Source organism: Arthrobacter sp. OV608 (genome assembly GCA_900110595.1).
Lineage (GTDB): Bacteria > Actinomycetota > Actinomycetes > Actinomycetales > Micrococcaceae > Arthrobacter.
The window spans coordinates 300962-327798 of the sequence record FOEZ01000004.1; the positions used below are offsets into that span (position 1 = coordinate 300962).

Here is a 26837-nt window from a genome sequence, read left to right on the forward strand (position 1 = left end):
TCAGCAAGGGCGGAGGTCTGTTGCGACCTTCAACGCCAGGCGGCCCGGAGGCGGCCCACTTCGAAGGGAGATTCAGACCCAGTCGATAACGGAGACTGCAGTCCGGTTCCCGCAGCTGCGGCAACCGGCGTTCTCCCTCGCCAAGGTATCGCTGAAGAGTCTACCAGCGCCGGACCGGATGGCCGAATCGGGTCCGGGCCGGCGCCGGTGGTTGAGCTTGTGAAACCAGGGTTTCGACCAAGCTCAACCACCGGCAGTGTGGTCAGGCTTTGCCGTCGAAGAGGCTGGTGACGGAGCCGTCGTCGAACACTTCACGGACGGCGCGGGCGATCAGCGGCGCGATCGAGAGCACCGTCAGCTGCGGGAAGCGCTGAGATGCGGAAAGCGGCAGGGTGTTGGTGACCACTACCTCACGGGCACCGGACTCCGAGAGGCGCTGCGCGGCCGGCTCGGAGAAGACTGCGTGCGTGGCCGCGATGATGACGTCCTTGGCTCCGGCGTTCTTCAGCACATTGACTGCGCCGGAGATGGTTCCGCCGGTGTCGATCATGTCGTCGATCAGCACGCAGGTGCGGCCTTCGATCTGGCCCACCACGGTCTTGGAAACGGCCTGGTTGGGAACGGTCAGGTCCCGGCTCTTGTGCACGAAGGCCAGCGGGGCGCCGCCCAGGCGCTCAGCCCACTGCTCCGCGACGCGCACACGCCCGGTGTCCGGCGAAACCACGGTGATGTTTTCCGCGTTCACCCGGGTCCGGATGTAATCGGCAAGCAGCGGGATGGCCATCAGGTGGTCCACCGGGCCGTCGAAGAATCCCTGGATCTGCGAGGTGTGCAGGTCTACGCTCATGATGCGGTCCGCACCCGCGGTCTTGTATAGGTCTGCCACCAGGCGGGCCGAGATGGGTTCGCGGCCGCGGCCCTTTTTGTCCTGCCGCGCGTACGGGTAAAAGGGTGAAACAACAGTGATGCGCTTCGCGGAGGCCCGTTTCAGCGAGTCGATCATGATCAGCTGTTCCATCAGCCAGTTGTTCAGCGGGGCGGGGTGCGCCTGGATGACGAAGGCGTCAGTTCCGCGGACGCTTTCGCCTGCTCGCACGTAGATCTCACCGTTGGCGAAGTCGTAGGCATCCACCGGCAGCAGTTCAGTGCCCAGTTCCTTGGCGATCTCCCGGGCCAGCTCGGGGTGGGCACGGCCGGTGGCCAGCACCAGCTTCTTTTCGCCGCGCGCCGTGATTTCGCTCATTATTACTTGCCCTCTTCTGTAGATGCCGGGGTACTTGAGGAATGTGAGGTGGCTGCCTGGGCCAGTTCGGCGGAGCGGGTGCCGGGCCGGTTGGCCTGCACCCAGCCCTCGGTGTTGCGCTGAGCAGCAACCGTCAGGGCCAGCGCGCCCGCCGGAACGTCCTTGCGGATCACCGCGCCGGCGCCGCTGTAGGCACCGTCCCCCACGGTGACCGGGGCAACAAAGACAGTATTGGAGCCGGTCCGGACGCCTGAGCCGATGACCGTGCGGTGCTTCTTCTCGCCGTCGTAATTGGCAGTGATATTGCCGCAGCCGATGTTGGTGTCCTCGCCGATCTCGGCGTCGCCGGCGTAGCCAAGGTGAGACAGCTTGGAGCCGCGGCCGATGGTGACGTTCTTGGTCTCATAGAACGCGCCGATCTTGCCGCTTTCGCCCAGGACAGTGCCGGGACGCAGGTAGGTAAAGGGGCCGACGGCGGCGTCCGGGCCGATGACCGCGCCGGAACCATGGGTGCGGACCACTTTCGCGCCTTCGCCGACGGTGACGTCGGTCAGGGTGGTGTCAGGGCCAACGACGGCGTCCCGTGCCACGCTGGTAGCACCGTGCAGCTGGGTGTTGGGCAGGAGCCGGACGTCCTCTTCGAGGGTCACGGAGGAATCGATCCAGGTGGTGGACGGGTCCACCACGGTGACGCCCGCCCGCATCCAGGCTTCCACGACGCGGCGGTTCAGTTCAGCGCCGAGGGCAGCGAGCTGGACGCGGTCGTTCGCGCCTTCCACCTGCCACCGGTCTGCGGTGACGACGGCGGCCACGCGGCCACCTGCCTGACGGGCCAGTGCGAGCACGTCGGTGAGGTACTTTTCGCCCTGCGAGTTGTCGGTGGTGACGTGGGCCAGCGCGTTGCGGAGGACAGCGGCGTCGAAGGCGTAGATGCCGGAGTTGACTTCGCGGATGAGGCGCTCGGCATCGGAGGCATCCTTGTGTTCGCGGATGCCGGTGACGGTGCCGTCTTCGGCGCGCAGGATCCGGCCATATCCGGTGGCGTCGTCCAGGACAGCGGTGAGGACCGTGACCGCGTTGGCCTCGCGTTCGTGCGTGGCCACCAGTTCGGCCAGCAGGTCCCCGGAAAGAAGCGGCACATCGCCGTAGGTCACCACGACCGTTCCCGTGAGGATCTGCTCGGCGTCGAGGGCCTGCAGGGCGACCTCCACAGCGCGGCCGGTTCCGGGGACGTCGTCCTGGTCCACGATCAGCGCGGCCGGATCAAGGTCGGAGAGGTGGCGTGCCACGAGGTCGCGCTCGTGGCGGACCACCACGGCCAGCTGGCGGGGGTTGATGCTCCGTGCTGCCAGGAGCGCATGCCCCACCATGGACCTGCCGCCGATTTCATGCAGGATCTTGGGGGTACGCGATTTCATCCGGGTACCGGCGCCTGCCGCCAGGACGATGACTGCGGCCGGGCCGGTGTTCTCGGGGATCACGTACGGGCTCTCCTTGCTTGGTTATGCTGGCGCTTGCGGCGCCCGCCCGGCTTCCAGCCGGCGGGGCAACCGATTTGTCGTGCTGACTGAACGCTTCTGGCACAGCAGTTCCGCCCATAGGATTCGAACCTATACTCCACGGCTCCAAAGGCCGGGGTGCTGCCGTTACACCAGAGCGGACCGTGCCGAAGGCGCAAGCCCCGGGCACAAGTCCCTATTTTGCCACGGGTTCGGGCCGCCGCGCGACACGGGGCCGCCCGGCACGGACCATAGGGGCCACAACGGTCGCCAGGCGGCGGCGACTGGCGGCTTCCGGAGTGGACCGTGATGCCGGGCTGAGCAGCCTATTGGCCCAGGACTTCGGAGGCTTCAAGCCATTCGAGCTCGAGCGCGTCCTTTTCGTCGGCGAGGTCCTTGAGCTCCTTGTTTTGTTCGGCGAGGGCGTCGAAATCGGACTGCTCCGTGCTCTTCACCATCTGGTCGTGGAGCTTCTTTTCCTGCTGTTCCAGCTTCTTGAGCTGGCGCTCGATCCTGTTCAGCGCTTTCCGGGCGTCGCGTTTTTGTGCTTCGGAAGGCCCGGCGGGGGCTGCAGCCGCCGCACCGGAGGTCCCGCCCGTGACGGGGTTGCCGCCGCCGGTAATGGTGGAACCAGCCAGGGTGGCTTCCCGGAGTTCCAGGTACTGGTCCACGCCGCGCGGCAGGGCGCGGATCTTGCCGTCGCCCAGGAGGGCCATCTGGTGGTCGGTGACGCGCTCCAGGAGGTACCGGTCGTGGCTCACCACAACAAGTGTTCCCGGCCAGCCGTCAAGGACGTCCTCCACTGCTGCGAGGGTGTCCGTGTCAAGGTCGTTGGTGGGCTCGTCGAGCATCAGCACGTTGGGCTCCCCCACCAGCAGCCGCAGCAGCTGGAGGCGGCGCCGCTCGCCGCCGGAGAGGTCCTTGACCGGGGTCCACTGCTTCTCGTTGGTGAAGCCAAGCTGCTCCACGAGCTGGCCTGCCGAAAACTCCTTGCCGCCCACGTTGAAGGATCGCTTCTCCCGCTCGATCACTTCGATCACCCGCAGGTCGGAGACGTCGTCGAGCTCCTTGACCTCCTGGGTCAGCACGGCCGTGACCACGGTCTTGCCGCGCTTGAGTTTGCCGGACGTCGGCTCGATCTGGCCGTTGAGCAGTTTCAGCAGTGTGGTCTTGCCGGCACCATTGACACCCACCAGCCCCAGCCGCTCGCCGGGCGCGAGGCGCAGGGTGATGTTGTCAAAGAGTTTTTGCCCTTCGCTGCCGCCGAGGAAGTCCAGCGAGACGTTTTCCAGGTCCAGCACGTCCTTGCCGAGGCGGGCGGTGGCCATCTTGCTCAGTGCGGTGGAGTCCCTGGGCTCCGGGACATCGGCGATCAGGGCATTCGCCGCTTCAATCCGGAACTTCGGCTTGGCGGTCCGTGCCGGGGCACCCCGGCGCAGCCACGCGAGTTCCTTCTTGACCAGCTGCTGGCGCTTGCTTTCCATCACCGAAGCGGCGCGGTCCCGCTCGGCGCGGGCCAGGACGTACGCCGCGTAGCCGCCCTCGAAGGGATCCACGATGCCGTCGTGTACTTCCCAGGTTTTGTTGCAGACCTCATCCAGGAACCAGCGGTCGTGGGTGACCACCAGGAAAGCGCCTTGGTTCGCCCGCCAGCGCGTCTTCAGGTGCCGGGACAGCCAGGCAACGCCTTCCACGTCCAGGTGGTTGGTGGGCTCGTCCAGCATGATGACGTCGTGGTCCTCAATCAGGAGCTTGGCCAGTGCAACACGGCGCTTCTGACCGCCGGACAGGGCGTGGACGTTGGCGTGCCAGTCGACGTCGGACACCAGCCCGCCCATGATCTCGCGGATCTGCGGGTTCCGCGCCCATTCGTAATCCGCTTGGTCCCCCACGATCGCGGCACCGACTGTCAGGTCGCCGTCGAGCACGTCGCTTTGGTCCAGGTACCCCACGTTGACGTCCCCGCGTTTGGTAACGCGGCCGGAATCAGGGGTGGACCGCAGCGCCAGCAGGCGCATCAGGGTGGACTTTCCGTCGCCGTTCCGTCCCACCATGCCAATGCGGTCACCCTCTTCAAGCCCGAGGGTGATGCCGTCCAGGACGGTGCGGGTGGCGTAGGAGACGGTGAGGTTCTCGCCGCCAAGAAGGTGTGCCAAAGGGAACTGCTTTCTGCTGCTGGAAACTGTAGGTCTTACAGGACGGTGTCGGAGATGATGCGCGCGCCGGGAACGGGGCCGTGGACGGCGAGAGCCGTCAGGCCGTAGCGCCGCAGGTTCTCCGCCAGGCCCTCTGCGGCAACGGGGTCATCGGCCAACAGCGCCACGGTGGGGCCCGAGCCGGAGACAATCCCGGCAACGGCACCATGTGATTCGCCGATTCCCAGCGTATCGCGCAATGAGGGCGCCAACTCGATCGCGGCCCGCTGGAGGTCGTTGACCAGGACGCGGCTGAGGGCTTCTGCGTCCCCGCTGCGGAGGGCGGTGAGGATCTGCGGGTCCACGCCGGTGGGCTCGGCGCCTTCGATGCCCTCTGCCGCCCGCAGCCGGTCCAGCGTCCTGTAGACCTCTGGCGTCGGGAGCCCGTAATCCGCCGTGACCAGGACCCAGTCCGTCTGCGCCTTGGCCAGCGCCGGGGAAAGTTCGTCGCCCACCCCGAGGCCGACGGCGGTTCCGCCCAGCAGCGAGAACGGGACGTCGGCACCGAGCTCGGCAGCCAGATGGGCGAGTTCCTCCCGCGAGAGGCCGCTGTTCCACAGTGCGTCGCAGGCCAGCAGGGTTGCGGCGGCGTCGGCTGAGCCGCCGCCCATGCCGCCTGCCACGGGCACGCGCTTGGTGATCTCGAGGTGGACACCCGTTGGGCGTTCGGAAACGTCCGCCATGATGGCCGCCGCCTTGAAGGCTAGGTTGTTCCCGTCCAGGGGGATGTCCACGGCGTCCAGGTCCAGCGTGCTGTCCGGGCTCAGGCTGACGGTGATCCCCGGTGTTTCGGTACTGGTGGCCGCGACTTCCTCATACAGGGACACGGCGAGGTAAACGCTGGCCACCGAATGGTAGCCGTCCGGCCGCAGCGGGCCGACGTCCAGGGCCACGTTCACCTTGCCCGGCGCCTTGGCCCTGACGGTCCTGGCCGCGAAGCGCCCCGGAAGGGCGTTCACGCGCGGGCCTCACGGGCTTCGGCGATCCTTGCGAAGGCGGAAATGTCGATGACTTCACCACGGGCCGTGGGATCGACGCCGGCGGCGACAAGGCAGCGCTCAGCCTCCGGGGCACTGCCGGCCCAACCGGCAAGGGCGGCGCGCAGGGTCTTGCGGCGCTGGGCGAAGGCGGCGTCAATCACCGCGAAGACCTGTTCCCGGGTGGCGGTGGTGGCCGGAGGTTCGTGCCGCGTGAAGGACACCAGCCCTGAATGGATCTTGGGGGCCGGCCAGAACACGTTCATCCCGATCACGCCGGCCTTGCGCATGTGGCTGTACCAGGCAGCCTTCACGGACGGCACGCCGTAGATTTTGGAGCCCGGCACGGCAGCCAGCCGGTCAGCCACTTCGTCCTGCACCATCACCAGGCCGTGCTGGAGGCTGGGGAAATGCTGCAGGAGGTGCAGCACAACGGGCACGGCCACGTTGTAGGGGAGGTTGGCCACCAGCGCGGTGGGCTGGACGGGGAGTTCTGCGACCTTCATGGCGTCGGCCTGGACGAGGTGGAAGTTTCCGACGGCGGCAGGGCGCCATTCCTTGACAGTTTCGGGGAGCCTTGCAGCCAGTACAGGGTCGATTTCCACGGCCACCACGGCGGCTGCTGCGTCCAGCAGGCCGAGGGTCAGCGACCCGAGGCCGGGCCCTACTTCGAGTACTGTTTCGTCCGGCCCAACACCTGCGGCGGCTACGATCCTGCGGATGGTGTTGCCGTCAATGACGAAGTTCTGGCCCAGGGTCTTGGTGGGACGGATGCCGATCTCTTCCGCCAGCCGGCGTATATCGGAGGCACCAAACAGCGGTGCGGGCGCGGCGGGGATGGGTTCAGTCACCTAGGTATCCTATCCCGCGTGCCGGCACCGCCCTGCCGGAGAAAGCCGCGGTTAAGTGCCGCGGCCGGGCCCGGAAGATCCGGCCCCGGCCGCGATGCGGTGTGGCTTCAGTTGTGCCGCGCGTCAGCGGCTTGCCGCCCAGCCGCAGCCCCAGGGCTGGAGGCCGCGCTGCGCGTAGACCCGGTTGGCGATGTCGATCTGCTGTGCCTTGCTGGCGAGGCTGGCGTTGGGGGCGTACGCGCCGCCGCCCGAGCCGATCCAGGTCCGGATGTCGAACTGAAGGCCGCCGTAGTAGCCGTTGCCGCTGTTGATGGACCAGTTGCCGCCTGATTCACACTGGGCGATCTTGTCCCACATGGCTTCGTTCATCATGGCGGGAGCGGCCGCACCGGTGTTGGCACCGGTACTTGCGCTGGCTGCGGGTGCCGGGGCGGCCTGGGCCACAGGCTTGGCCTTTGTACCCACGGTGATCTTCTCGGTGACGGGCTGCGCGGTGACCGACTCAGTCACCAGGGTGCGGGATGCCTCGCGGCCATCAACGAGCACCAGCTTGAAGGTCTTCTCCAGCTTGCCGGCGGCACCGGCCTGGGTGACTTCCTTTTCACCCTTCAAAAGCTCGGCGCTTTCCACCGTTTCGGTCTTGAAGGGGACATCCTCAGTGGTCACTGCGGTCTGTCCAACGTCCACGCGGGAGACCTTGACCACCATGTTGTTGACTACGTGGGCGTTGGCGGGCTGGGAGGAGCGGTCGTTGGCCCCAAGGGTCAGGCCGGCATCCTCCAGGACCTTGCCCACGGTGGCGGCAGTGGTGGTGGCCGCGTGGACCTTGCCGTCGGCGACGATGCTCACGGACTTGGGGGTGGAGATGGAAACGAACGATCCAGCGACTGAAAGCTGTGCGTCCTTGGGAACCGAGACGGACGACGCGCTTGCGACTCCAAGTTCGGTGACCAGTCCTTCAACGTCCTGGGCGGTGGTGTTCACCGTTTTTTCGGAGCCGTCCAGGCTGACTTTGACTTCCTTGGCCTGGTTCACGTTGATGACAGTGCCGTTCTGGACGGTGGCGTCGATGGACGGGGAAACCCGGTCCGCCGGCTTCAGTTCGAGGTTGGCGCTCTTAACGACCTGCCCCACTGTTCCACCGAAGGTTTGAACGGAAGTTACCTTGCCATCAACGTTGAGCGTGATGGTTTTGTTATTGCCCACGAAGGCTACGAGTCCCACCACCAGTGCGCACAGCACCAGCAGCTGGGTTCCAACCTTGAAAAAGCTGAACTTGCCGTCCGTTGTGAAGAACTTGACCACGATTGCCCGTAACTTTAGCTCCGTCCGGGCACGGGGAGAGCGCAATAAAATGCCCGGGCACCACCTCGAGGAGGGGTAGTCCGGGCACCGTCGCGCCGCCACACTCCTGCCTGCGGGCAAGCCGGGACGAGGCCCGGCATATCCGCTGCGGAAGAAGTGAACTTATCCGGTGGCCTTCCCCGACCCCGGCTAATAGTTTTCCACTGTAACCGTAGCGTTATAAAGCCGCCAAGAAATTTGCATACCAGGTATATGCCTGCGGCAGGCCAGGAAATGTGTTCTTAATCCCATTTTCCGTAGGCGCGCACGGTGTTTTCGCTGATGTCGGCACATAGCCCGGCGAGGTCCCGGCTTGTCAATTCCGCCATGGCCCGCACCGTATAGGGGACCATGTAGCTGGCGTTGGGCCTCCCCCGGTGGGGATGCGGGGTCAGGAAAGGAGCATCCGTTTCCACCAGCAGGAGTGCCGGGTCCGCTGCGGCGAGCGCGGCCCGCAGGTTGGCCGCGTTCTTGAACGTCAGCGTCCCGGCGAAGGACATCCACCAGCCTTCACGGTTGCAGATCGCCGCCAGTTCCTCGTCGCCTGAGAAGCAATGGAAAACCACCCGTTCGGGGGCGCCTTCTTCCTTGAGCACCTGCACCACATCGCTGTGGGCGTCGCGGTCATGGATCTGCAATGTCAGGTCCAGCCGCTTGGCGATGTCGATGTGGCGGCGGAAGGAGTAGCGCTGGTGGGCCAGGCCCTCTCCCTCGGTCCGGAAGAAATCAAGGCCGGTTTCGCCGATGGCGCGGATCCGGGGATGGGCAGCCAGTTGCTCGATCTCTGCCAGTGCCTCTTCCAGCTGGCCCCGCGCGGCATAACGCGGCGCATCGTTGGGGTGGAGCGCCACTGCCCCCAGCAGCCGTTCATCCAGGTCAACCGCCTGCACCGTGAACCGGGATGATTCCAGGTCGCAGCCCACCTGCACGGCACCCTGGACGCCTACCGCCGCAGCAGCGTCAAGGGCTTCCTTGATCCCCACCGGCGCCTCTCCGTCCGGGAAGTCGAGGTGGGTGTGGTTGTCCATAACGGGCACCGGCAAGGGCTCAGGAGCCGGAGGAAACTCCCGCTGCCTGGAGCGTTCGGATTCCGGCGCATCACCGGCAGCTGGAGCACGGTACGCGGCGGGGATCAGCGGATTGCACATCCATCAAGCCTAAACCGACAGTGCAGCCCCATATTTGTTGGAACTCTCTGTCTGTGGTGGCAGTTGTGTTAGTAGTCTGGTACGAACACATGCGGACGCCCACCGACGGGCGAAGGCAGGGCCAGCTGTCCCGTCCAGGTGAACCCCGGGCTGAAAGGTTGCCGATGGAATCCCACCGACGCACTGCCAACGATGTGAGCGCTGCGAACCGCAATCTCGCAGGAATCGCAGAGCCCGTAAGCCACCTGAACGGCCACCGGTCAGCTGCCATGGATGCCACGTCCTTCCACGAGGCAAGCCACCGGATCCTGACCACCGTCAATACGGTCATCGACGGGAAATCGGATGCCGCGAAGCTCGCATTGACGGTGCTGCTCGCCCAGGGCCACCTGCTGCTGGAGGATGTACCGGGGGTGGGCAAGACGCTCCTGGCAAAAACGCTCGCCCGGACCATCGACTGCACGGTGAACCGGATCCAGTTCACCCCGGACCTGCTTCCCTCCGACGTTACGGGTGTGTCCATCTACAACCAGTCCTCCAGGCTCTTCGAATTCCGGCCCGGCGCGGTCTTCGCCAACATTGTCATCGGCGACGAGATCAACCGGGCGTCAGCGAAGACCCAGTCCGCCCTGCTGGAGTGCATGGAGGAGCACCAGGTGACGGTGGACGGCAAGTCCTACCGCCTGGATGAGCCGTTCATGGTGGTGGCAACGCAGAATCCCATCGAAATGGAGGGCACCTATCCCTTGCCGGAGGCACAGCGGGACCGCTTCATGGCCCGGATCTCCATGGGATACCCGGACAAGGAATCCGAGATCGAGATGCTGGAGACCCACCAGTCGGCGTCACCACTGGCCAAGGTGTCCCCGGTGGTGACCACCGCCGAGGTGGCCGCCATGATCGCCACGGTCCAGCAGGTCTACGTCTCGCAGGCTGTCAAGGAATATACGGTGTCCGTGGGCCGCGCCACCCGGGAAAGCCCGCTGCTTCGCCTCGGGGCCAGCCCCCGGTCCATGCTGCAGCTGCTGCGCGCGGCGAAGGCCACTGCGGCTCTGGACGGCCGCGACTTTGTCCTGCCGGATGACGTTGTGGACGTCGCCGAGGCTGTCCTGGCACACCGGATCATCCTGGACCGGAAAGCGGCGGGTGCCGGGGAAACAGCACACAGCGTCCTGCGCGGCATCCTGTCCCGGCTGCCGGTGGCGCAGAAGCCGGCGGATACCGGGGCAAGGGCTTCCGCGCCCGCCGGCCGGAACGCTCCGGTGGCAGGTTTAAGCAGGAACCACTAGGCGGATTTCCATGGCGCTGCTGGACCGACTGCCCCGACACCTCTTCACGCAACGCGGCTGGGGAATGCTGGCTGCGGGGGCAGCAGCGCTTGCCGCGGCCCAGGTCATGGGCCGCAGGGACCTGTTGAGCCTTGCTGTGCTCCTCTTTGTCCTCCCGCTGGTTTCCCTCGCCGGGATCCGGCTGGTGAAACCACGGTTCCAGGTGTACCGCGAGTTCAACCCCTCGCCCGTAGAGACGTCTTCACCCACCACGGTCAGGCTGGCGGTGGCCCGGACGGGGTCGGCCAGCGGCCGCGCCACCATGGAGGAACGGCTGCCGGCCAGGTTCGGCGAGTCACCGGCTTTCCGGTTCCCTTCCCGTTCCGCCACCGGCGGCACCAGCAGGTATGAGTACCACCTGCGCTCCGCCCAGCGCGGCCAGTTCCTGATCGGGCCAGTCACAGCGGAGTTCACCGATCCGTTTGGCCTGTCGCTGCACAGGCAGGCCATTGACGACGGCGACACCCTCACCGTGACGCCTGCCGCCGTCGTCCTTCCGTTGACCGGGTTGGCCGGGGCACGGGGCAACGACGGCGTTACTGCTACGAGGATCCGGGCCAACCCCAGCGATGACGACGTGATGACCCGCGAATACCGGCACGGGGATCCGATGCGCCGTGTCCACTGGGCTGCCACCGCGCGCCACGGCGAGCTGATGGTGCGGCAGGAGGAATCCGTCACCACGCCTGAGGCCACCATCATCCTGGATCACCGGTTCGGGGCGTTCTCCGGCAGCTCCGGCGCCGCCCCGGCAGGAAACGCGGCCCAGGACGGCCACACCATGATCAGCAGCGATACCTTCGAGTGGGCGGTGGTAGCCGCGATGTCCATCAGCGCCCACCTTTCCGAACGCAATTACGCACTGCGGCTCCTGGATGCGCGCGGGGAACCGGCCTTCCTGCGTTCGCTCTCCGCTCCGGAACCCGAGCTGGAAGAGTACACCGGAGCCTCCGGGCTCCAGTCCATCGCAGAGAGCCTCGCCGCAATCCAGCTCACCGGACCCCACCACCTGCACGGCGGGGCGGGCCGCAGGGACTTCTTTGGCGCCAGGGAATCCCATGGCCAGGAGGCAGGACCCCCGCCTTTTGATGACAACCTCATGGACAAGCTCTCCGCCCACCGCATGCGGGGCCCGGTGATTGCCGTCCTGGGCAGGATCTCCGCACTGGAGGCGCTGTCCCTTGCGCCCGCCGCAGGCTACGGCACCAACGCATTTGCCATCCTGGTGGCGGAGCGGCCGGCGGAGTTCGAGGATGCCCTTGAAAAGCTCCGGCAGGGAGGCTGGCGGGCTGCGGCCGTGGCGCCCAGCGTATCCGTGGCGGCGGCCTGGAACCAGTTCGACCAGGATCCTGCCGTGCCGGAACCACCGGCGGCGGAGGTCCGGCGCGGAGCCGGGGTGGCCCGATGACCATTGCACCTGCAAGGAAGCCCGGGACTGACCGGCAACAGCCGGCACCGGCAGGAACGCCGGGACGCCCACGGGTAGGGGCCTATCCGTGGGTGATGGCAGGGTCCATTGCGTTCGCGGTGGCAGGCGCGGCTGTGTCGCTGAACGGAGTGCTGCGGGGCTGGGCCTGGTACTGGCCGGTTCTCACCACGGTACTGGTGGTCAGCCTCACGCTCGCGGTCTTGCGTTCGGTCAGGGCGCAACCGCTGCTGGTGACCGCCGGCGGATTCCTTTCCCTGGCCGCCATCTTGACGCTGACGTTCTTCCGCAGCTCCAGTTTCGCGGGCATCCTTCCCACCGGAGCCAGCCTGTCCGAGCTTGACCGGCTGATCCGCCGCGCCAGCGAAACCGTTCTCTCCGAAACGGCCCCCGTGGCACCCAACGTGGGCATCGTGATGGTCATCTGCGTGGTCCTGGGCCTGGCCGTCATCCTGGTGGACGCGCTGGCCGTACCACTCGGCATGCCCGCCGCCACCGGGGTGGGGCTGCTGGCCATCCTGGTGGTGCCGGCAATGATCAAGCCCCAAAGCGTTGGCTTCTGGGCATTTGCAGCCGTTGTGGCCGGGTACCTGATGATCCTGGCCTGCAGCCAGTGGTACGTCCCGGACGCGCGGACACCGGCCGATTCCGCGCGCAGTCCCGGCCAGGTCCGGCGGGCAGTCCTGACCGGGGCGGTGGCGGTGGCCGCCACCCTGGTTCTGCCGCTGGCCATTCCGGGATTCGACCAGGGCACCTTCCCCCAAGGCTCGCGGATTAATCCATGGGGCCAGTCCACCGGCCTGAATCCTATGATCACGCTGGGCAACAGCCTGCGGACACCTGCCGGGAGCGGCCGCATCACCTATGCCACCAACTCCCCTGCCCCGCTGTACCTTCGTTCTGTCACCGTGGACAATTTCGACGGCGACTCCTGGGGCCCCGATGACCGCAACGCTTCCCGGCGCCCGCTGGGCAACCAGATCGACCCCGGGTATGCGGTGCCCGACATGCAGCAACTGGTCACGGCCATCGATGCCGGGACATTCACCAGCCCCTATCTGCCCGTCCCCTACGCACCGGAATCCGTGCGGGGCCTGGAAGGACGGTGGACCTGGGATCCTGCCACCTTGAGCATCAAGGGGACCGACACCACCTCACGCCGGCAGGAGTACCTGGTCACCTCCACCGTGCCAAAGGTGACAGCGGGGCTGCTGGCCAGGTCTTCGGCACCTGTGCAGGGCATAGCGGATGACTTCACCCGGATTCCGGGAAACATTCCGGACATCGTCCGTCGCACGGCGGACACGGTCGCGGGTTCCGATTCCACGCCTTATGACAAAGCGATGGCCATCCAGAAGTACCTGCGGTCCGCGGAGTTCACCTACTCGCTGCAGTCCCCCGTGCAGGGTGGCTATGACGGAAACGGGCTCTCGGTCCTTGCGGACTTCCTGAACCAGAAGAGCGGCTACTGCATCCACTACGCGTCCGCCATGGCGGTGATGGCCAGGCTCGAGGGAATCCCCAGCCGGATCGCCGTGGGCTACGCCCCGGGCAGGCTGACGGGCGCCACCGTATCCGTGGCCGGTCAGGGTGCACTGCCTGAATACGAGGTGGACGCCAGGGATGCCCACGCGTGGCCGGAGCTCTACTTCCAGGGGCTGGGCTGGGTCCCGTTCGAGCCCACACCGTCCCGCGGCGTGGTGCCGGACTACGCCACCGAGACCTCCGCCTCTTCGGCCCCCAACGCGTTGGACAATGGTGACGATTTAGTCCCGGGAGCCACACCTGCTCCGGCACCAGCGCCGAGCGCCGCTCCGCTGCCCGGCCCGGAGGCGGGCGTCACCACGGACACCGGAAGCCAACTCCTTCCTTGGCTGACAGGTATCGGAGCGCTTTTGGGGGCTGCGCTGCTTGCCGCAAGCCCCCGGCTGATCCGGGCAGGCATCCGGGCACGGCGGCTCAGGACAGCCGATCCCGCCGCTGCCGTGCCGTTGGCGTGGATCGAAATGGTGGACCTGGGGACCGACTACGGCCTGCCGCCCCAGCCGAGCGAGACTCCACGGGCGTACTCCGCCAGGCTGCGCGGCTCCCAACTGCTGGGCGAACCAGGCGGGATGGACGAGGCCGCCCACCAGGCAGCGGCCGCGTTGACCGCCGATTTCGAACGCCAGAAATACGGCCCGCCGTTGGGCGGGGAGCCTGAAGCAGACCAGCCGGAAACTGCGCGGAAGGCCTCCCGGAGCAGCGAAATCACCGCTGCCCGCATCGCGGCTCTTGAATCGGCATTCCGGGCCAACTCCCCCACGCTGCGCCGGCTGCACGCAGCCTGGCTGCCGGCGTCGGTTGTTGGACGGTTTGGACGCCTGCTGGCTGTGCCATTCCGGGCTGCCGGGGTTGCCGTCGGCCAGGCGGCGAAAGCCGCCGCCCGCACCTGGTCTGCGCGCTGGTCCGGAGATTCCTGATACAGGCCCTCCGATCCAGCGGTTCGCGCGCCAGGACAGGCAGCGGCTTTCGCTCGCCGGGTAGCCTATCCGGCGTAGGGGTCGGCGATGCCGATGTACTGGGTGTAGAGGTATTCCTCGATGCCTTCGAGGCCGCCTTCGCGGCCCAGGCCGGACTGCTTGACGCCGCCGAACGGCGCTGCGGCATTGGAGATGACGCCGGCGTTCAGGCCCAGCATGCCGGTTTCGAGTTTTTCACCCATCCGGATGCCGCGGTTCAGGTCCTTCGTGAAGACGTACGCCACCAGCCCGTATTCGGTGTTGTTGGCCAGCCGCACCGCGTCATCCTCAGAGCTGAACGTGGTGATCGGGGCGACGGGGCCGAAGATCTCCTCGGACAGGATCCGGGTGCCTTCGGTGACGCCGGAGAGGATGGTGGGCTGGTAGAAGTAGCCCGGGCCCTCCACCGGTCCGCCGCCCACAACCGCTGTGGCGCCGGAGGCAACGGCGTCGGACACCAGTTCGTGGACCTTGTCCCGGCTCTTGGCATCGATCAGCGGGCCCACCTTGGACTCCGGTTCGGTGCCGCGGGCGGTGGTCATTTCGCGCATTTTCGCGGCGAACTTCTCCGCGAATTCGGCTGCGACGGATTCGTGGACGATGAAGCGGTTGGCCGCGGTGCAGGCCTCGCCCATGTTCCGCAGCTTGGCGAGCATGGCGCCGGCGACGGCAGCGTCCAGGTCGGCGTCCTCGAAGACGACGAACGGGGCGTTGCCGCCGAGTTCCATGGAGGTGCGCAGCACGGTTTCGGAGGCGTCGGAGAGCAGGCGGCGGCCCACTTCTGTGGAGCCGGTGAAGGAGAGCTTGCGCAGCCGGGAGTCCTTGATCAGAGGCCCGGTGGTGGCGCCGGCTGTGGAGGTGGGGATGACGTTCAGGACGCCGGCGGGCAGGCCGGCTTCCATCATCACGGCGGCGAACAGCTGGGAGGTCAGCGGCGTGAGGTTCGCGGACTTCAGCACCATGGTGCAGCCGGCGGCGACGGCCGGGGCGATCTTACGGGTGGCCATGGCCAGCGGGAAGTTCCACGGCGTGATCAGCAGGCACGGGCCCACCGGCTTCTTGGTCACCAGCAGCCGGGACTTGCCGTCCGGGGAGACGGAGTAGCGGCCGAAGGCACGGACGGCTTCTTCGGAGAACCAGCGCAGGAACTCGGCACCGTAGCTCACTTCTCCCCTGGCCTCGGCCAGGGGCTTGCCCATTTCCATGGTCATCAGCAGCGCAAAATCCTCGGCGCGTTCGGTGACCAGGTCAAAGGCACGGCGCAGGATTTCGCCGCGCTCCCTGGGCGGGACCTTCGCCCAGGACTCCTGTGCGGCAGCGGCGGCATCCAGGGCGGCGGCACCATCTTCGGGACCGGCGTCGGCAATGGTCAGCAGCACCTTGCCCGTGGCCGGATCTTCGACGTCGAACGTCTTGCCGGAAGCGGCGGCCCGCCACTCACCATTGATAAGCAGGCCGGTGGGAACAGAGGCCAAAAGGGCGCTTTCGCGTTCTGCGGAAACGGCCGGCTGTGCAGTGACAGTCACGATGACTCCCTCGTCAGTAGGGTTATTGCAGCCCGCGGGCAGGTGGCCGGAACGGCCGCTGTGATACGGGCTGATTAGTGCCAGACTACTGCCGGGCAGCGGGCCGGTCTACGCCTTTACGCACTACCTCAAGAGGGAAAGGCTGTGCACCTGCACAGCCCTCAGCGCGGGCAAGCGGGGGTGCCTCAGCGGGCAGCCAGGACCGCTGAATAGAGCTCCCGCTTGCTCACCCGGACATCCTCCGCGACAGCGGCAACGGCTTCCTTGAGCCGGATGCCTTGCGCCACCAGCTCGTTGACCGCAGCCACGTGGTCCTCCGGTGTTCCGGCGGCCTGCTCGGGTGCCCCTGCCAGCACCACCGCAATCTCACCACGCACCTCAGAGCTTTCGGCCCACTGCAGGAGTTCGGCCAGGGAGCCGCGGATGACTTCCTCATAGGTTTTGGTCAGTTCGCGGCAGACGGCGACCCGCCGCTCAGGGCCGAACCGTTCCCGCAGGGCCCGCAGCATGGCTTCGAGGCGGTGCGGCGCTTCGAAGAACACCATGGTCCGCCGCTCCCCGGCGAGGTCGGCCAGGCGTGAGGCCCTTTCACCGGCCTTCCGCGGCAGGAACCCTTCGAAGCAGAAGCGGTCGGTCGGCAGGCCGGACAGCGCCAGGGCCGTCAGGACTGCCGATGGCCCGGGAACAGCGGTGACGGTGAGTCCGGCCGCCACAGCACCTTCCACGAGCCGGAAGCCAGGATCGGATACCGACGGCATTCCCGCGTCGGTGACCATAACAAGCGTCTTTCCAGCCCTGACCTGGTCGAGGAGTTCGGCAGTCTTGGCGGCCTCGTTGTGCTCGTGGTAACTGATCACCCGCCCTGCCACCGTGACCCCCAGGTTCTGTACGAGCCGGTGCAGCCGGCGGGTATCCTCAGCGGCAACGATGTCCGCCGTCGCCAGCAGTTCCACCAGCCGGGCGGAGGCGTCACCGGCGTTCCCGATCGGCGTGGCGGCGAGCACGATGCGCCCGGCCCCCTGGCCCGGTGCCGCCACCGCTGCATCCCCTGCGGGTTCTCCACCGGCCAGGCTGGAGGGTGCAATGCCGGAATCAGGGAAGGGGCTGGGGTTAGGGTCCACGCCACCAGCCTACTGCTGCGGGCACTGCCAGCCGCAAAAGGTAGCATGGGGCTCGTGACGCAGACCTCGACGCGGCCAGCCGGGGCCGGACACGCCACACCCGCGGCGTCCAGCACAAGCTCTCCAGCTGCCGGCGGCCAGCCCGGAAACGCCCCGGCCCGGCCATGGATCAGCCGCCCGGCCGAGGCATTTACCGCCGAATCCCTCCGGACCCGGCTGCTGGGCCACCGGGAGCAGTGGCGCGACTACCCGCCGTCGCTGCGCCTGTGGTTCCTGCTGGTTCCCGTCCTGACGGCCGTGACGGGCGGGGTCCTGCGGTTCGTCCGGCTGGAAACACCGCACAAGCTCGTCTTCGACGAGACCTACTACGTCAAGGACGCCTACTCGCTCCTGATGAGCGGTTACGAACGGGCCTGGCCGGACAAAGCCAACGATTCCTTCAACGCCGGAAACCCCGGCGTGCTCCTGAACTCGCCCGAATACGTGGTCCATCCCCCGGTGGGAAAATGGATGATCGCCGCCGGCATGTGGCTCTTCGGCCCGGACAGTTCCTTCGGCTGGCGCTTCTCCGCAGCCCTGACCGGAACCCTGTCCATCCTGCTCCTGTCATTCATCGCGCTGAAGCTCTTCGGGTCGCTTCCGCTCGCCGGCGCCGCGGGCCTCCTGCTTGCCGTGGACGGCCACCACCTGGTGATGTCCCGCACCTCGCTGCTGGACATCTTCCTGATGTTCTGGGTCCTCGCGGCGTTCGGCGCACTGCTGCTGGACCGGGATGACGGACGACGGCGGCTGGCCGCCAGGCTTGCCCGGGAGGCGGAGGCCAGCGGCGGACGTCCCACTCCAGTCCAGCTCCTGGCCGGGCCCTGGCTGGGGGTCCGCTGGTGGCGGATTGCGGCAGGCCTCTGCCTGGGCCTCGCCGTGGGGACCAAGTGGTCCGGGCTGTTCTTCCTGGCCGCGTTCGGTATCCTCACGGTGCTCTGGGACCTCAATGCGCGCCGGGTGGCGGGTATCCGCGGCTGGATCAGCGGCGGCATCATCAAAGACGGTGTACCAGCATTCCTGGGCATGGTTCCGGTTGCTGCCGTGGCCTACGCCCTGAGCTGGACGGGCTGGTTCCGGTCCGAGGACGCCTACTTCCGCCGTTGGGCGCAAAGCAATCCTTCCGCGGAGTGGGGCTGGCTGCCGGACTCGGTCCGGTCCCTCGCGCACTACCACCTGGAAGCGTACAAGTTCCATCAGGGCCTGGGCTCGGAGCATCCCTACGAGGCAAGTGCCTGGAGCTGGCTGGTGATGGGCCGGCCGACGTCGTTCTTCTATGAGTCCCCCGAGCGCGGCACCCCGGGCTGCGACTTTGACCGGTGCACCTCCGCCATCCTGTCCGTAGGGAACCCGTTGATCTGGTGGACGGCCGCCATTTCTCTGGTGGTGCTCCTGTTCTGGTGGGCAGGACGCCGTGACTGGCGGGCAGGGGCCGTGCTTGCCGGCATGGCCGCCGGATACCTGCCATGGTTCATGTACCCCGAACGGACCATGTTCTACTTTTACGCCGTCTCCTTCGAACCGTTCCTGGTGCTTGCCCTGGTCTACTGCCTGGGCCTGGTCCTGGGGAAAACCACGGATCCGCCATGGCGCCGCCGGTCCGGGCTGTACCTGGTGGTCGTGTTTGTGGCGGCGGCCATCCTGTTGTCGGCCTTCTTCTACCCGGTCTGGGCTGCCGAGATCATTCCGTACCAGCAGTGGAGGCTCCGGATGTGGATGCCGTCCTGGATCTAGGGCAGGATGTCAGGAGACCCCGAAGGAGCCGCTGCCGCGGCGTGGCAGCGGAACGGAGACCTGCTGTGAGAGAAGCGAGCACGGAGCTGCTGGTTGAGCTTGACGCTGCCAGCAACGTCACTGACCTGTTGCTGGAACAGGAGGCCGCCAATCCTGCGCGTGCCCTGTACCGGCGCAAGGGACCTAACGGCTGGGTGGACGTTCCGGCGCAGAAGTTCCTGCAGGATGTCAGCGCCCTTGCCAAGGGGCTCATCGCCGGCGGACTCGAGCCCGGTGACACCGTGGCGGTGATGTCGGCCACCTCCTATGAATGGACGCTGGTGGATTTTGCCATCTGGTTCGCCGGCGGAGTAACGGTGCCCATTTACGAGACGTCCTCCGCCAGCCAGGTGGAATGGATCCTCCACGACGCCGGAGTCCGGCGCGTGTTCGCGGAAAACCGGGCCAAGGTGGAGCTCGTCGCGGGTGTCCTGGCCGGCTCGTCCCTGCTACGGGACCGGCTGGTCAACGTGGTCCGGATGGATTTCGACGGCGATGCCCCCAACCTCGCAAGCCTCGCCGCTGCAGGAACGGGCGTCACGGACGCCGAGCTGGAACGGCACCGGAGCAAGGCTGTGCTGGACGACGTCGCCTCCCTGGTCTACACCTCCGGGACCACGGGCAAGCCCAAGGGCTGCGAAATCACGCACGGCAACTTCGCCCTCGTAGCCAAGAACATTGTTGCCTTCCTTCCAGAGCTGCTGCTCCAGGAGCAGGCGCGGACGTTGATGTTCCTGCCTCTGGCCCATGTGCTGGCCCGGGCGGTGCAGGTGGTCTGCCTGACGGCAGGTGCCACGTTGGCGCACTCGCCGGGCGCAAAGGAGCTCCTGGAAGACCTGGGCTCCTTCAGGCCCACCTTCCTCCTGGTGGTTCCGCGGATCTTTGAAAAGGTCCGTGCTGCCGCGGCCCACAAGGCGGCAGTAGGGGGCAAAGCCCGGCTGTTCGGTGCGGCGTCCGCCACGGCCATTGAATACTCCCGTGCCGAGGATTTGAAGAGCCGGGGCGAGGGAATTGGGCCCGGCCTGCTGTGCCGGATCCGCCACGGAATTTTCGACAGGCTGCTCTACCCGCGGCTCCGCCAGGCCATGGGCGGCCAGGTGGGGTACACCGTTTCCGGCGCCAGCCCGCTGAGCCCGGAGGACGCCCATTTCTTCCGCGGCGCCGGGATCCCGGTCCTGGAAGGCTACGGGCTGACCGAGACCACTGCTCCGTGCACAGCCAACACCCCGGCGCGTACCAGGGTGGGATCAGTGGGCATCCCCATTCCAGGCACCACCATCCGGGTAGCCGAGGACGGGGAGATCCTGGTTAAGGGCATTGGTGTCTTCCGGGGATACCACGCAAACCAGGCAGCGAACGCTGAGGCTTTTGTGGACGGTTTCTTCCGTACCGGCGATCTTGGGGAACTGGACCCGCAGGGATTCCTCACCATTACGGGGCGGAAGAAGGACCTGCTGGTCACCGCCGGCGGAAAAAACGTGGCGCCCGGACCCCTCGAGGAAAAAATCCGGGCACATCAGCTGGTGGGCCATGCCGTGGTGGTGGGTGACGGGAAGCCGTTTATCTCAGCCCTGGTGACCCTCGATCCCGAGGGCCTGGAGAACTGGTGCTCGGAGCGCGGCCTGCCGGCCCGGTCCATCAGGGAGGCCGCCGGCGATCCACAGGTGGCGGCCGCCGTGCAGGAAGCGGTGGACCAGGCGAACCTGCTGGTGTCCAAAGCGGAATCCATCCGCAAAATCGCCGTGCTGGACGCGGAGTTCACGGTCGAATCCGGTCACCTCACGCCGTCGCTGAAGGTGAAGCGCAACACCGTGGTGCGCGATTTCGAAGCCGAAATCGGCAAGCTTTACAACTGATCCGCTGGCTGCCCGGCCGCCCCGGTTTTCTCCGGTACCAGGCCGCGCCGCCGGCGGGTGGGCCAGGTAAGGATCAGGGTCACCAGCGCTGTCACCACTACCAGGCCCCCGATCACCATTCCGGCGTCAATCCAGAACTGGCCGGGGAACAACCGGATCAGGGTGTCATCCATACTGAACGTCCAGGAGCCCTCGGCGAAGAAGATCCTGTGGAACTCGGTGAAGAACTGCTGCCATCCCAGCACTGCCAGCGTTCCCAGGCCCAGGATCAGCACCAGCGTGATGAGGGAGCCGGCGAACAGCCCCCTCCGGACGCCGCCGGAACTGCGCCTGCGCAGGTACAGGATGGCGATGAGGCAGAACAGGACCAGCAGCACACCGGCACCGAACGTGGACAGGATTACCAGCTTGACGTCCGCCATGTGGCTGACTTCGCCGTCCTTGAACAACTTGTCCCCGCTGCGGTGCACCAGGTCCCCCAGGTAGCGCGGGCCGGCCCAGTTGCTGAGGTAGTCCACGGCGTAGGAGCCGTAGGTCATCCTGTCGTCGGTGCTGAACCCGTAGCCGTCGCCGGGAAATCCGGGGCGGTTGTATTCCACCCACAGGAACAGGGGGCTGGTGACGGCGCGGACGGCGAGGATCAGCAAAACCAGCGGGAAGAAGATGGCGAGCAGGACCTGCATCACGCGGGGAGCCACCGGTTTGACGTTTGCGGCGCTCTCCCGCTGGGCATTGCGGCGCTCCACTTCTTCCTGGGGCGGGCGGACCTGGAGGGCCGAGGTGGGCAGCTGCTCACGGAATTCGGGTGAGCTTTCCTGGCTGGACGAGGCCTCCGGGTCTTCGCCGGCGGCCTCAGCGGCTTTGCGGTCCGCCCGGCTTTCCGGCTGCTCCACCTTGCCTGTACCTGGGGCAGCCGCGCCGGCCGCAGCTGTGGAACCGTGGGCATCCACCGCGCCCCGGGACGGCGTGCCGCGGTGGGCATCAGCGACACCGGCAGGTTCAACGGTGCTTTCGGAATGAGCGCTTGCGGATTCTGTACTGACGGGTTCACGGGCGTCATCGATGGCCGGGCGTTCAGCGTCTGTGGCCCCGGTCATCCAGGAAAACGCCGGCTCGGCAGAATCCCCGGACGTGTCCAGGATCGGGTCCGGCTGCGGCTCGGCTCGCCGGGCGCGGGCAGGAGTTTCGTCTTTCACAGCAGCGTCCACTTCCGTTGGTCTTCGCACCTGGTTCCGGGTCCACCGGCGCGTTTTCTCTGTTGACGAGCCTACCGTCCGGAATTCGGGCTGGGCGAGGAACCACCCCGGCAGGATTACAACGATTCAGGCAGTGATGTCGGAATAGCCCGCATCCTCACGGCGAAGGTCACCGCGCCCCCCCGCCAGGTACGCGGGCCGGCCACACACCACCACGTAAAGCCAGTACCCGCCCAGGACCGTGGCTCCGATGCCGATCTTTGCCCATACCGGCAGCGCACTGGGCGTCACGAACCCTTCCACCAGGCCGGAGACGAAGAGTACCAGGACCAGTCCCAGGGCAACGGTGACCAATGACCGGCCTTCCTCGGCCACGGCCCTTCCCCGGGGGCGCGGGCCCGGGGACACCATGGCCCAAAAAATCCGGAGGCCGGCGGCGGAGGCGATAAACACGGCAGTGAGCTCCATCAGCCCGTGCGGCAGGATGTAGCTGAAGAAAACGTCGGACTTGCCGGCCGCGGCGAAGATGCCGGCGGCAATGCCCACCCCTTGGGCATTGGCGAACAGGATCATGGGCACCCACACGCCGGTGATCCCCAGGGCTACGGCCTGCGCGCTGATCCAGGCGTTGTTGGTCCAGACTGCTCCGGCGAAGGATGCGGCAGGGTTCTCCGAGTAATAGTTGATGAAGTCTTCCTCGATGTACTGCCGCGCCGCCGCTTCGGATGCCACTGCCCGCAGCGCCTCGGGATTCCCGCTGATCCACAAGGCATATACGGCACCGACCAGGACGAACACGGCACCGCACGCCAGGGTAAGCCAGGTGAGGCGGTACAAGGCGGCAGGAAGGGCCACCCCAAAGAACCGCGCCAGGTCCGCCATCACGTTCGAGCGTGCTCCGGTGAAACGGGTGCGGGCCTGCGCCAGCGTCGCCGAAAGGGACGCGGACAGGCCGCTTTCCGGAGCCAGGGACCGGATAAGGGACAGATGCGCGGACGTGGACTGGTACAGGGCCAGCAGTTCGTCTGCCTCGGACCCGGTGAGCCTGGCCTTGTAGGCGAGCTCGTGCAGCCGGGACCACCTGTCCGCATTGATGGCGGAGAACGCGTCCATATCCACGGCATCAGCCTAGCGCCCGGCACTAGACTTGCGTCTGCAACATCAAATGCGGGGAACGGGGACCAGCATGAGTTCGATCGTCACGGGCGAAGCAGTCGTCCTGGAATTGCGTCCCGCCTCCTTCGCGGCCCGTGCCCTGGGCCTGCTCCTGGACATGGCGTTGAGCATCGTGTTGCTCGTGCTGATCCTGGTGGGGATATCGGCCGCCGGTGAAGACCTGGACGAGGCCGCCCAGCGGGCATTGGTCCTTGCCGGTGTGGTTTTTTGCCTGGTGATCGTTCCCGTGGCCATCGAGACCTTGAGCCGCGGGCTCTCGCTGGGCAAACTTGCAGCGGGCCTGCGGGTGGTCCGGGAGGATGGCGGCGCCATCCGCTTCCGCCACGCCCTCATCCGCGGCCTGACCGGATTCCTCGAAATCTATTTGACCTTCGGCGGCCTGGCCATTGCCGTGGCCCTCTTTAACGAGAGGTCACGCCGGCTGGGCGACCTGATGGCCGGGACCTACGCCATCCGGAGCCGGGTACCGGTGGAACGGTCCGCGCCGGTGTTCGTTCCGCCCCGGTTGGCAGCCTGGGCGGCCACGGCGGATATCGGCAGGCTCCCGGATGCCACGGCGCGGCGGGCATCCCAATTCATCCGGCAGGCAGGGCGCATGGCGCCGTTCTCCAGGGCCGGAATGGCCGAGTCAATTGCCACCGAACTCACGGCCCACGTGGCCCCTCCCCCGCCCGCGGGAACCAGCCCTGAAGACTACCTTGCCGCCGTCGTTGCCGAACGGCGCACCAGGGACCTGGCGAGGCTGGGCAAGGCACGACGGCGGAGCGCTGAGACGGGCGAGAGGCTGCAGCGGCTGCCCTTCAGCAGTTAGCCGCTGCGGCCGGGCGCTAGTTGTTGTATTCGCCCCAGGGGATGTTCCAGTCGCCGAAGCCGTCCGTGTGGGCCGCGTAGTCCCCCTCGGTGTTGATGATCTGGACCACGTCGCCGGTGCCCATGTTGTCGAAGACCCAGGCGGCGCCGTCGGGAGCGAACCCGATGCAGCCATGCGAGACGTTGGTGTTGCCGATGAAGGGGAACGCGGACGGCAGGGCCTGGTGGATGTAGGCCCCACTGAGCGTCAGCCTGATGGTGTATTCGACGTCCACGTCGCCGTAGTAGGCGGGGTCGTCCGGCTTCAATCCGATGCTTGAGGCCCGGAAGTGGTCATAGCGTTTCTTCTCCATCAGCACGCCGTAACCCCGGGCAGACGGGAAGCGCTTGTCGCCCATGCTGACCGGCAGCGTCTTGACCACCTGGTCGTTGACGCTCAGCGTGAAGGTATGGGCGGTGGCGTCCGCCACAGCCACCTTTTTGTCGCCAATGGCAACGTTCACTTTCTTGTTGAAGTTGGCGATCTGGCCGTTGCCCAGGTCCACGCCGAAGAGCTTCATGTCCATGGTGATGGTGGAGTTTGCGGCCCAGAAGTTTTCGGCCCGGTACCGGACCATGGTGTCGCTGTACCAGTGGAAGGCGCCCACCTGGCCGGCACTGCTGGAGATGGTGATGGCCTTCTCCACGGCGTCGCGGTTAATGACAGGTTCACTGAAGGTGATCTGCAGGGGCTGCCCCACACCCACTTTCATGCCGTCCAGGGGGTAGATGGCGGCATCGGCTTCATGGGTGCTGGAGACGGTGCTGAAGGTTTGGGTGGTGCTTGCCTCGCGTCCGGCGCTGTCCTTGACCACGAAGGTGTAGCTGTAGTCCGTGTTGAACTTCAATGCTCCGGCTGCGGTCCAGCCGGTGCCCTCGGCGTCGATGCTGCCTTCGACGGTCTCCCCTGAAGTGCTGGTGAGTGTGACGCGCTCGATGGTGCCGTTGGCCACCTTCAGTGACACCGGGGCGGCAGGGTTGACCTGCTTGGCACCGTTGGCCGGCGCGGCGTCCAGTTTAACGGGAGCGATGACCGGCAGAGCGACGCCGGGGGATGTCCTGACGGCGGAGCCTGCCTCGGATTCAATGGCACCGCGGGCGATTCCCGGCGCCACCGCGGAGAACACGCCGCCGACAGCGGCGAGGAGGCACACCGCTACCACCACAAGAATTTTCTTGGTTCTGCCCGGGCGGCGGGGCTTGACTTCAGGCTCCATATTTTGATCCTAGGTGCAAAAAGTAACGGCCCGGGTGCCGTTGGCCCCCGGGCGCTTTACTTCTTAGTAACGATAATGCTCGGGCTTGTAGGGGCCGGCGACGTCGAGGTCCAGGTACTCGGCCTGGTCCTTGGTCAGCTCGGTGAGCTCCACACCCAGGGCGTCCAGGTGCAGGCGTGCAACTTTTTCGTCCAGGACCTTGGGCAGGACGTAGACCTGGTTTTCGTACTCGCGCTGGCCTTCCGGCTGGTCCTTCTTGGTCCACAGCTCGATCTGGGCGATGGTCTGGTTGGCGAACGAGTTGCTCATGACGAAGGACGGGTGCCCGGTGGCATTGCCCAGGTTCAGCAGCCGGCCTTCGGACAGGACGATGATGGAACGCTCGGCTGCCGTTCCGGCGTCGAACACCCACTCGTGGACCTGCGGCTTGATCTCCACTTTCCTGATCCCCGGGACCTTCGCGAGCCCGGCCATGTCGATTTCGTTGTCGAAGTGGCCGATGTTGCCCACGATTGCTTTGTTTTTCATGCCCGCCATGTGCTCGGCCATGATGACGTCCTTGTTGCCCGTGGTGGTGATGAAGATGTCACCCTGGGCCAGGACGGACTCGAGCTTGGCCACCTGGTAGCCGTCCATCGCGGCCTGCAGGGCGCAGATGGGGTCGATTTCGGTGACGATGACCCGGGAGCCCTGGCCCCGGAGGGCCTCGGCAGCGCCCTTGCCGACGTCGCCGTAGCCGCAGACGACGGCGACCTTGCCGCCCATCAGCACATCGGTGGCCCGGTTGATGCCGTCCGGGAGGGAGTGGCGGATCCCGTACTTGTTGTCGAACTTGCTCTTCGTGACGGAGTCGTTGACGTTGATGGCCGGGAACAGCAGCTTGCCCTGTTCGGCCAGCTGGTAGAGGCGGTGTACGCCGGTGGTGGTTTCCTCGCTGACGCCCTTGATGGTGTTGGCCGTACGGGTCCACTTTTTGGGGTCAGCCGCGAGGGAGCGGCGGAGGACCTCCAGGAAGATTCCGTATTCCTCGGAATCGGTGGGATCGGCGGAGGGAACGTTGCCCACCGCCTCAAACTCCACACCCTTGTGCACCAGCATGGTGGCGTCGCCGCCGTCATCCAGGATCATGTTGGGGCCGAGCTCCGGATCAGACCCGGCGCCGGGCCAGGTGAGGATCTGCTCCGCGGTCCACCAGTATTCCTCGAGGGTTTCGCCCTTCCAGGCGAACACCGGCACGCCCTGCGGATCCTCCACGGTGCCCTTGCCCACCACAACGGCGGCAGCGGCTTCATCCTGGGTGGAGAAGATGTTGCAGGAAGCCCAGCGGACCTCGGCGCCGAGGGCCGTCAGGGTTTCGATCAGCACGGCGGTCTGCACGGTCATGTGCAGGGATCCGGCGATCCGGGCGCCCTTGAGCGGCTGGCTGGGGCCGAACTCCTCGCGCAGGGACATCAGGCCGGGCATCTCGTGCTCGGCGAGGCGGATCTGGTGCCGGCCGGCTTCAGCCAGTGAAATGTCGGCAACCTTGTAATCAAAAGCCATGGGTGAATCCTTTACTTGGTCCGGCGAACG

Annotated in this window: 19 protein-coding genes and 1 tRNA gene; 6 read left to right on the forward strand and 14 right to left on the reverse strand. The window is 66.6% G+C overall.

Annotated features, from left to right (window positions below):
- Nucleotides 1-262: 262 nt before the first annotated feature.
- The 8 genes from BMX78_RS07905 to BMX78_RS07940 all read right to left on the reverse strand — a co-directional run bounded on the left by BMX78_RS07905 (nt 263) and on the right by BMX78_RS07940 (nt 9257).
- Nucleotides 263-1243: a ribose-phosphate diphosphokinase gene (locus BMX78_RS07905; protein WP_091418407.1), complete on the reverse strand. Its 981-nt coding sequence runs from the start codon at nt 1241-1243 to the stop codon at nt 263-265.
- Nucleotides 1244-1245: 2 nt separating this feature from the next.
- Nucleotides 1246-2724: a bifunctional UDP-N-acetylglucosamine diphosphorylase/glucosamine-1-phosphate N-acetyltransferase GlmU gene (gene glmU / locus BMX78_RS07910; RefSeq protein ID WP_091418408.1), complete on the reverse strand. Its 1479-nt coding sequence runs from the start codon at nt 2722-2724 to the stop codon at nt 1246-1248.
- A 108-nt stretch (nt 2725-2832) separates the two neighbouring features.
- Nucleotides 2833-2904, reverse strand: a tRNA-Gln gene (locus BMX78_RS07915).
- A 164-nt stretch (nt 2905-3068) separates the two neighbouring features.
- On the reverse strand, nt 3069-4898 hold the full coding sequence (locus tag BMX78_RS07920; protein WP_091418410.1) for an ABC-F family ATP-binding cassette domain-containing protein: 1830 nt from the start codon (nt 4896-4898) through the stop codon (nt 3069-3071).
- 35 nt (nt 4899-4933) lie between these two features.
- Nucleotides 4934-5896 (reverse strand): 4-(cytidine 5'-diphospho)-2-C-methyl-D-erythritol kinase, encoded by a 963-nt coding sequence (locus BMX78_RS07925; RefSeq protein WP_091418412.1) that lies wholly within the window; start codon nt 5894-5896, stop codon nt 4934-4936.
- On the reverse strand, nt 5893-6765 hold the full coding sequence (rsmA, locus tag BMX78_RS07930) for a 16S rRNA (adenine(1518)-N(6)/adenine(1519)-N(6))-dimethyltransferase RsmA (RefSeq protein ID WP_091418414.1): 873 nt from the start codon (nt 6763-6765) through the stop codon (nt 5893-5895). The genes BMX78_RS07925 and rsmA overlap by 4 nt, the downstream gene beginning before the upstream one ends.
- A 123-nt stretch (nt 6766-6888) precedes the next feature.
- Nucleotides 6889-8070 (reverse strand): resuscitation-promoting factor, encoded by a 1182-nt coding sequence (locus tag BMX78_RS07935; protein ID WP_091418415.1) that lies wholly within the window; start codon nt 8068-8070, stop codon nt 6889-6891.
- Between the two features lie 281 nt (nt 8071-8351).
- A complete protein-coding gene (locus tag BMX78_RS07940) occupies nt 8352-9257 on the reverse strand; it encodes a TatD family hydrolase (protein WP_091418417.1) in 906 nt (301 codons plus the stop codon).
- 164 nt (nt 9258-9421) lie between these two features.
- Here BMX78_RS07940 and BMX78_RS07945 point away from each other — a divergent pair, with 164 nt between their 5' ends.
- Genes BMX78_RS07945 through BMX78_RS07955 form a run of 3 tightly spaced genes read left to right on the forward strand, consistent with a single transcriptional unit; the run spans nt 9422 to nt 14473 of the window.
- Nucleotides 9422-10546, forward strand: coding sequence for an AAA family ATPase (locus tag BMX78_RS07945; protein ID WP_091418418.1), 1125 nt, complete (start codon nt 9422-9424; stop codon nt 10544-10546).
- Nucleotides 10547-10556: 10 nt separating this feature from the next.
- On the forward strand, nt 10557-11993 hold the full coding sequence (locus BMX78_RS07950; RefSeq protein WP_091418420.1) for a DUF58 domain-containing protein: 1437 nt from the start codon (nt 10557-10559) through the stop codon (nt 11991-11993).
- Entirely contained in the window at nt 11990-14473 is a 2484-nt protein-coding gene (locus BMX78_RS07955; protein ID WP_091418422.1) for a transglutaminase TgpA family protein, read from the forward strand. Before BMX78_RS07950 ends, BMX78_RS07955 begins: the two co-directional genes overlap by 4 nt.
- Nucleotides 14474-14538: 65 nt before the next feature.
- Here the strand turns inward: BMX78_RS07955 and BMX78_RS07960 are convergent, their stop codons facing one another.
- Both BMX78_RS07960 and rsmI read right to left on the reverse strand, forming a co-directional pair.
- A complete protein-coding gene (locus BMX78_RS07960) occupies nt 14539-16038 on the reverse strand; it encodes an NAD-dependent succinate-semialdehyde dehydrogenase (RefSeq protein ID WP_091418423.1) in 1500 nt (499 codons plus the stop codon).
- Between the two features lie 185 nt (nt 16039-16223).
- Nucleotides 16224-17159 carry a 16S rRNA (cytidine(1402)-2'-O)-methyltransferase gene (gene rsmI / locus BMX78_RS07965; protein ID WP_091418425.1) on the reverse strand — a complete coding sequence of 312 codons (936 nt, stop codon included), beginning with the start codon at nt 17157-17159 and terminating at the stop codon, nt 16224-16226.
- Nucleotides 17160-17204: 45 nt separating this feature from the next.
- Between rsmI and BMX78_RS07970 the strand changes: the two genes are divergently transcribed.
- Both BMX78_RS07970 and BMX78_RS07975 read left to right on the forward strand, forming a co-directional pair.
- Nucleotides 17205-18932: a dolichyl-phosphate-mannose--protein mannosyltransferase gene (locus tag BMX78_RS07970; RefSeq protein ID WP_091418427.1), complete on the forward strand. Its 1728-nt coding sequence runs from the start codon at nt 17205-17207 to the stop codon at nt 18930-18932.
- 65 nt (nt 18933-18997) lie between these two features.
- Entirely contained in the window at nt 18998-20827 is a 1830-nt protein-coding gene (locus tag BMX78_RS07975; RefSeq protein ID WP_091418428.1) for an AMP-dependent synthetase/ligase, read from the forward strand.
- On the opposite strand, the gene BMX78_RS07980 is transcribed toward BMX78_RS07975, so the two are convergent.
- Both BMX78_RS07980 and BMX78_RS07985 read right to left on the reverse strand, forming a co-directional pair.
- On the reverse strand, nt 20818-22023 hold the full coding sequence (locus BMX78_RS07980; RefSeq protein WP_091418533.1) for a TIGR01906 family membrane protein: 1206 nt from the start codon (nt 22021-22023) through the stop codon (nt 20818-20820). The two genes, BMX78_RS07975 and BMX78_RS07980, sit on opposite strands and share 10 nt — an antisense overlap.
- Before the next feature lie 126 nt (nt 22024-22149).
- Nucleotides 22150-23142: a stage II sporulation protein M gene (locus BMX78_RS07985; protein ID WP_211482557.1), complete on the reverse strand. Its 993-nt coding sequence runs from the start codon at nt 23140-23142 to the stop codon at nt 22150-22152.
- A 67-nt stretch (nt 23143-23209) separates the two neighbouring features.
- Here BMX78_RS07985 and BMX78_RS07990 point away from each other — a divergent pair, with 67 nt between their 5' ends.
- Nucleotides 23210-24010, forward strand: coding sequence for an RDD family protein (locus BMX78_RS07990; protein WP_091418535.1), 801 nt, complete (start codon nt 23210-23212; stop codon nt 24008-24010).
- A gap of 16 nt (nt 24011-24026) precedes the next feature.
- Here the strand turns inward: BMX78_RS07990 and BMX78_RS07995 are convergent, their stop codons facing one another.
- Nucleotides 24027-25265: a L,D-transpeptidase gene (locus tag BMX78_RS07995; protein ID WP_091418431.1), complete on the reverse strand. Its 1239-nt coding sequence runs from the start codon at nt 25263-25265 to the stop codon at nt 24027-24029.
- Nucleotides 25266-25328: 63 nt separating this feature from the next.
- Nucleotides 25329-26807 (reverse strand): adenosylhomocysteinase, encoded by a 1479-nt coding sequence (ahcY, locus tag BMX78_RS08000; protein ID WP_091418433.1) that lies wholly within the window; start codon nt 26805-26807, stop codon nt 25329-25331.
- Between the last annotated feature and the right edge of the window lie 30 nt (nt 26808-26837).

Excerpts from the sequence above, each read along its gene's own strand:
- BMX78_RS07945 (WP_091418418.1), top strand. The coding sequence starts at position 9,422 with ATGGAATCCCACCGACGCACTGCCAACGATGTGAGCGCTGCGAACCGC.
- BMX78_RS07940 (WP_091418417.1), bottom strand. The coding sequence starts at position 9,257 with ATGTGCAATCCGCTGATCCCCGCCGCGTACCGTGCTCCAGCTGCCGGT.
- ahcY (WP_091418433.1), bottom strand. The coding sequence starts at position 26,807 with ATGGCTTTTGATTACAAGGTTGCCGACATTTCACTGGCTGAAGCCGGC.
- BMX78_RS07970 (WP_091418427.1), top strand. The coding sequence starts at position 17,205 with ATGGGGCTCGTGACGCAGACCTCGACGCGGCCAGCCGGGGCCGGACAC.
- BMX78_RS07995 (WP_091418431.1), bottom strand. The coding sequence starts at position 25,265 with ATGGAGCCTGAAGTCAAGCCCCGCCGCCCGGGCAGAACCAAGAAAATT.
- BMX78_RS07905 (WP_091418407.1), bottom strand. The coding sequence starts at position 1,243 with ATGAGCGAAATCACGGCGCGCGGCGAAAAGAAGCTGGTGCTGGCCACC.
- BMX78_RS07955 (WP_091418422.1), top strand. The coding sequence starts at position 11,990 with ATGACCATTGCACCTGCAAGGAAGCCCGGGACTGACCGGCAACAGCCG.
- BMX78_RS07950 (WP_091418420.1), top strand. The coding sequence starts at position 10,557 with ATGGCGCTGCTGGACCGACTGCCCCGACACCTCTTCACGCAACGCGGC.
- BMX78_RS07990 (WP_091418535.1), top strand. The coding sequence starts at position 23,210 with ATGAGTTCGATCGTCACGGGCGAAGCAGTCGTCCTGGAATTGCGTCCC.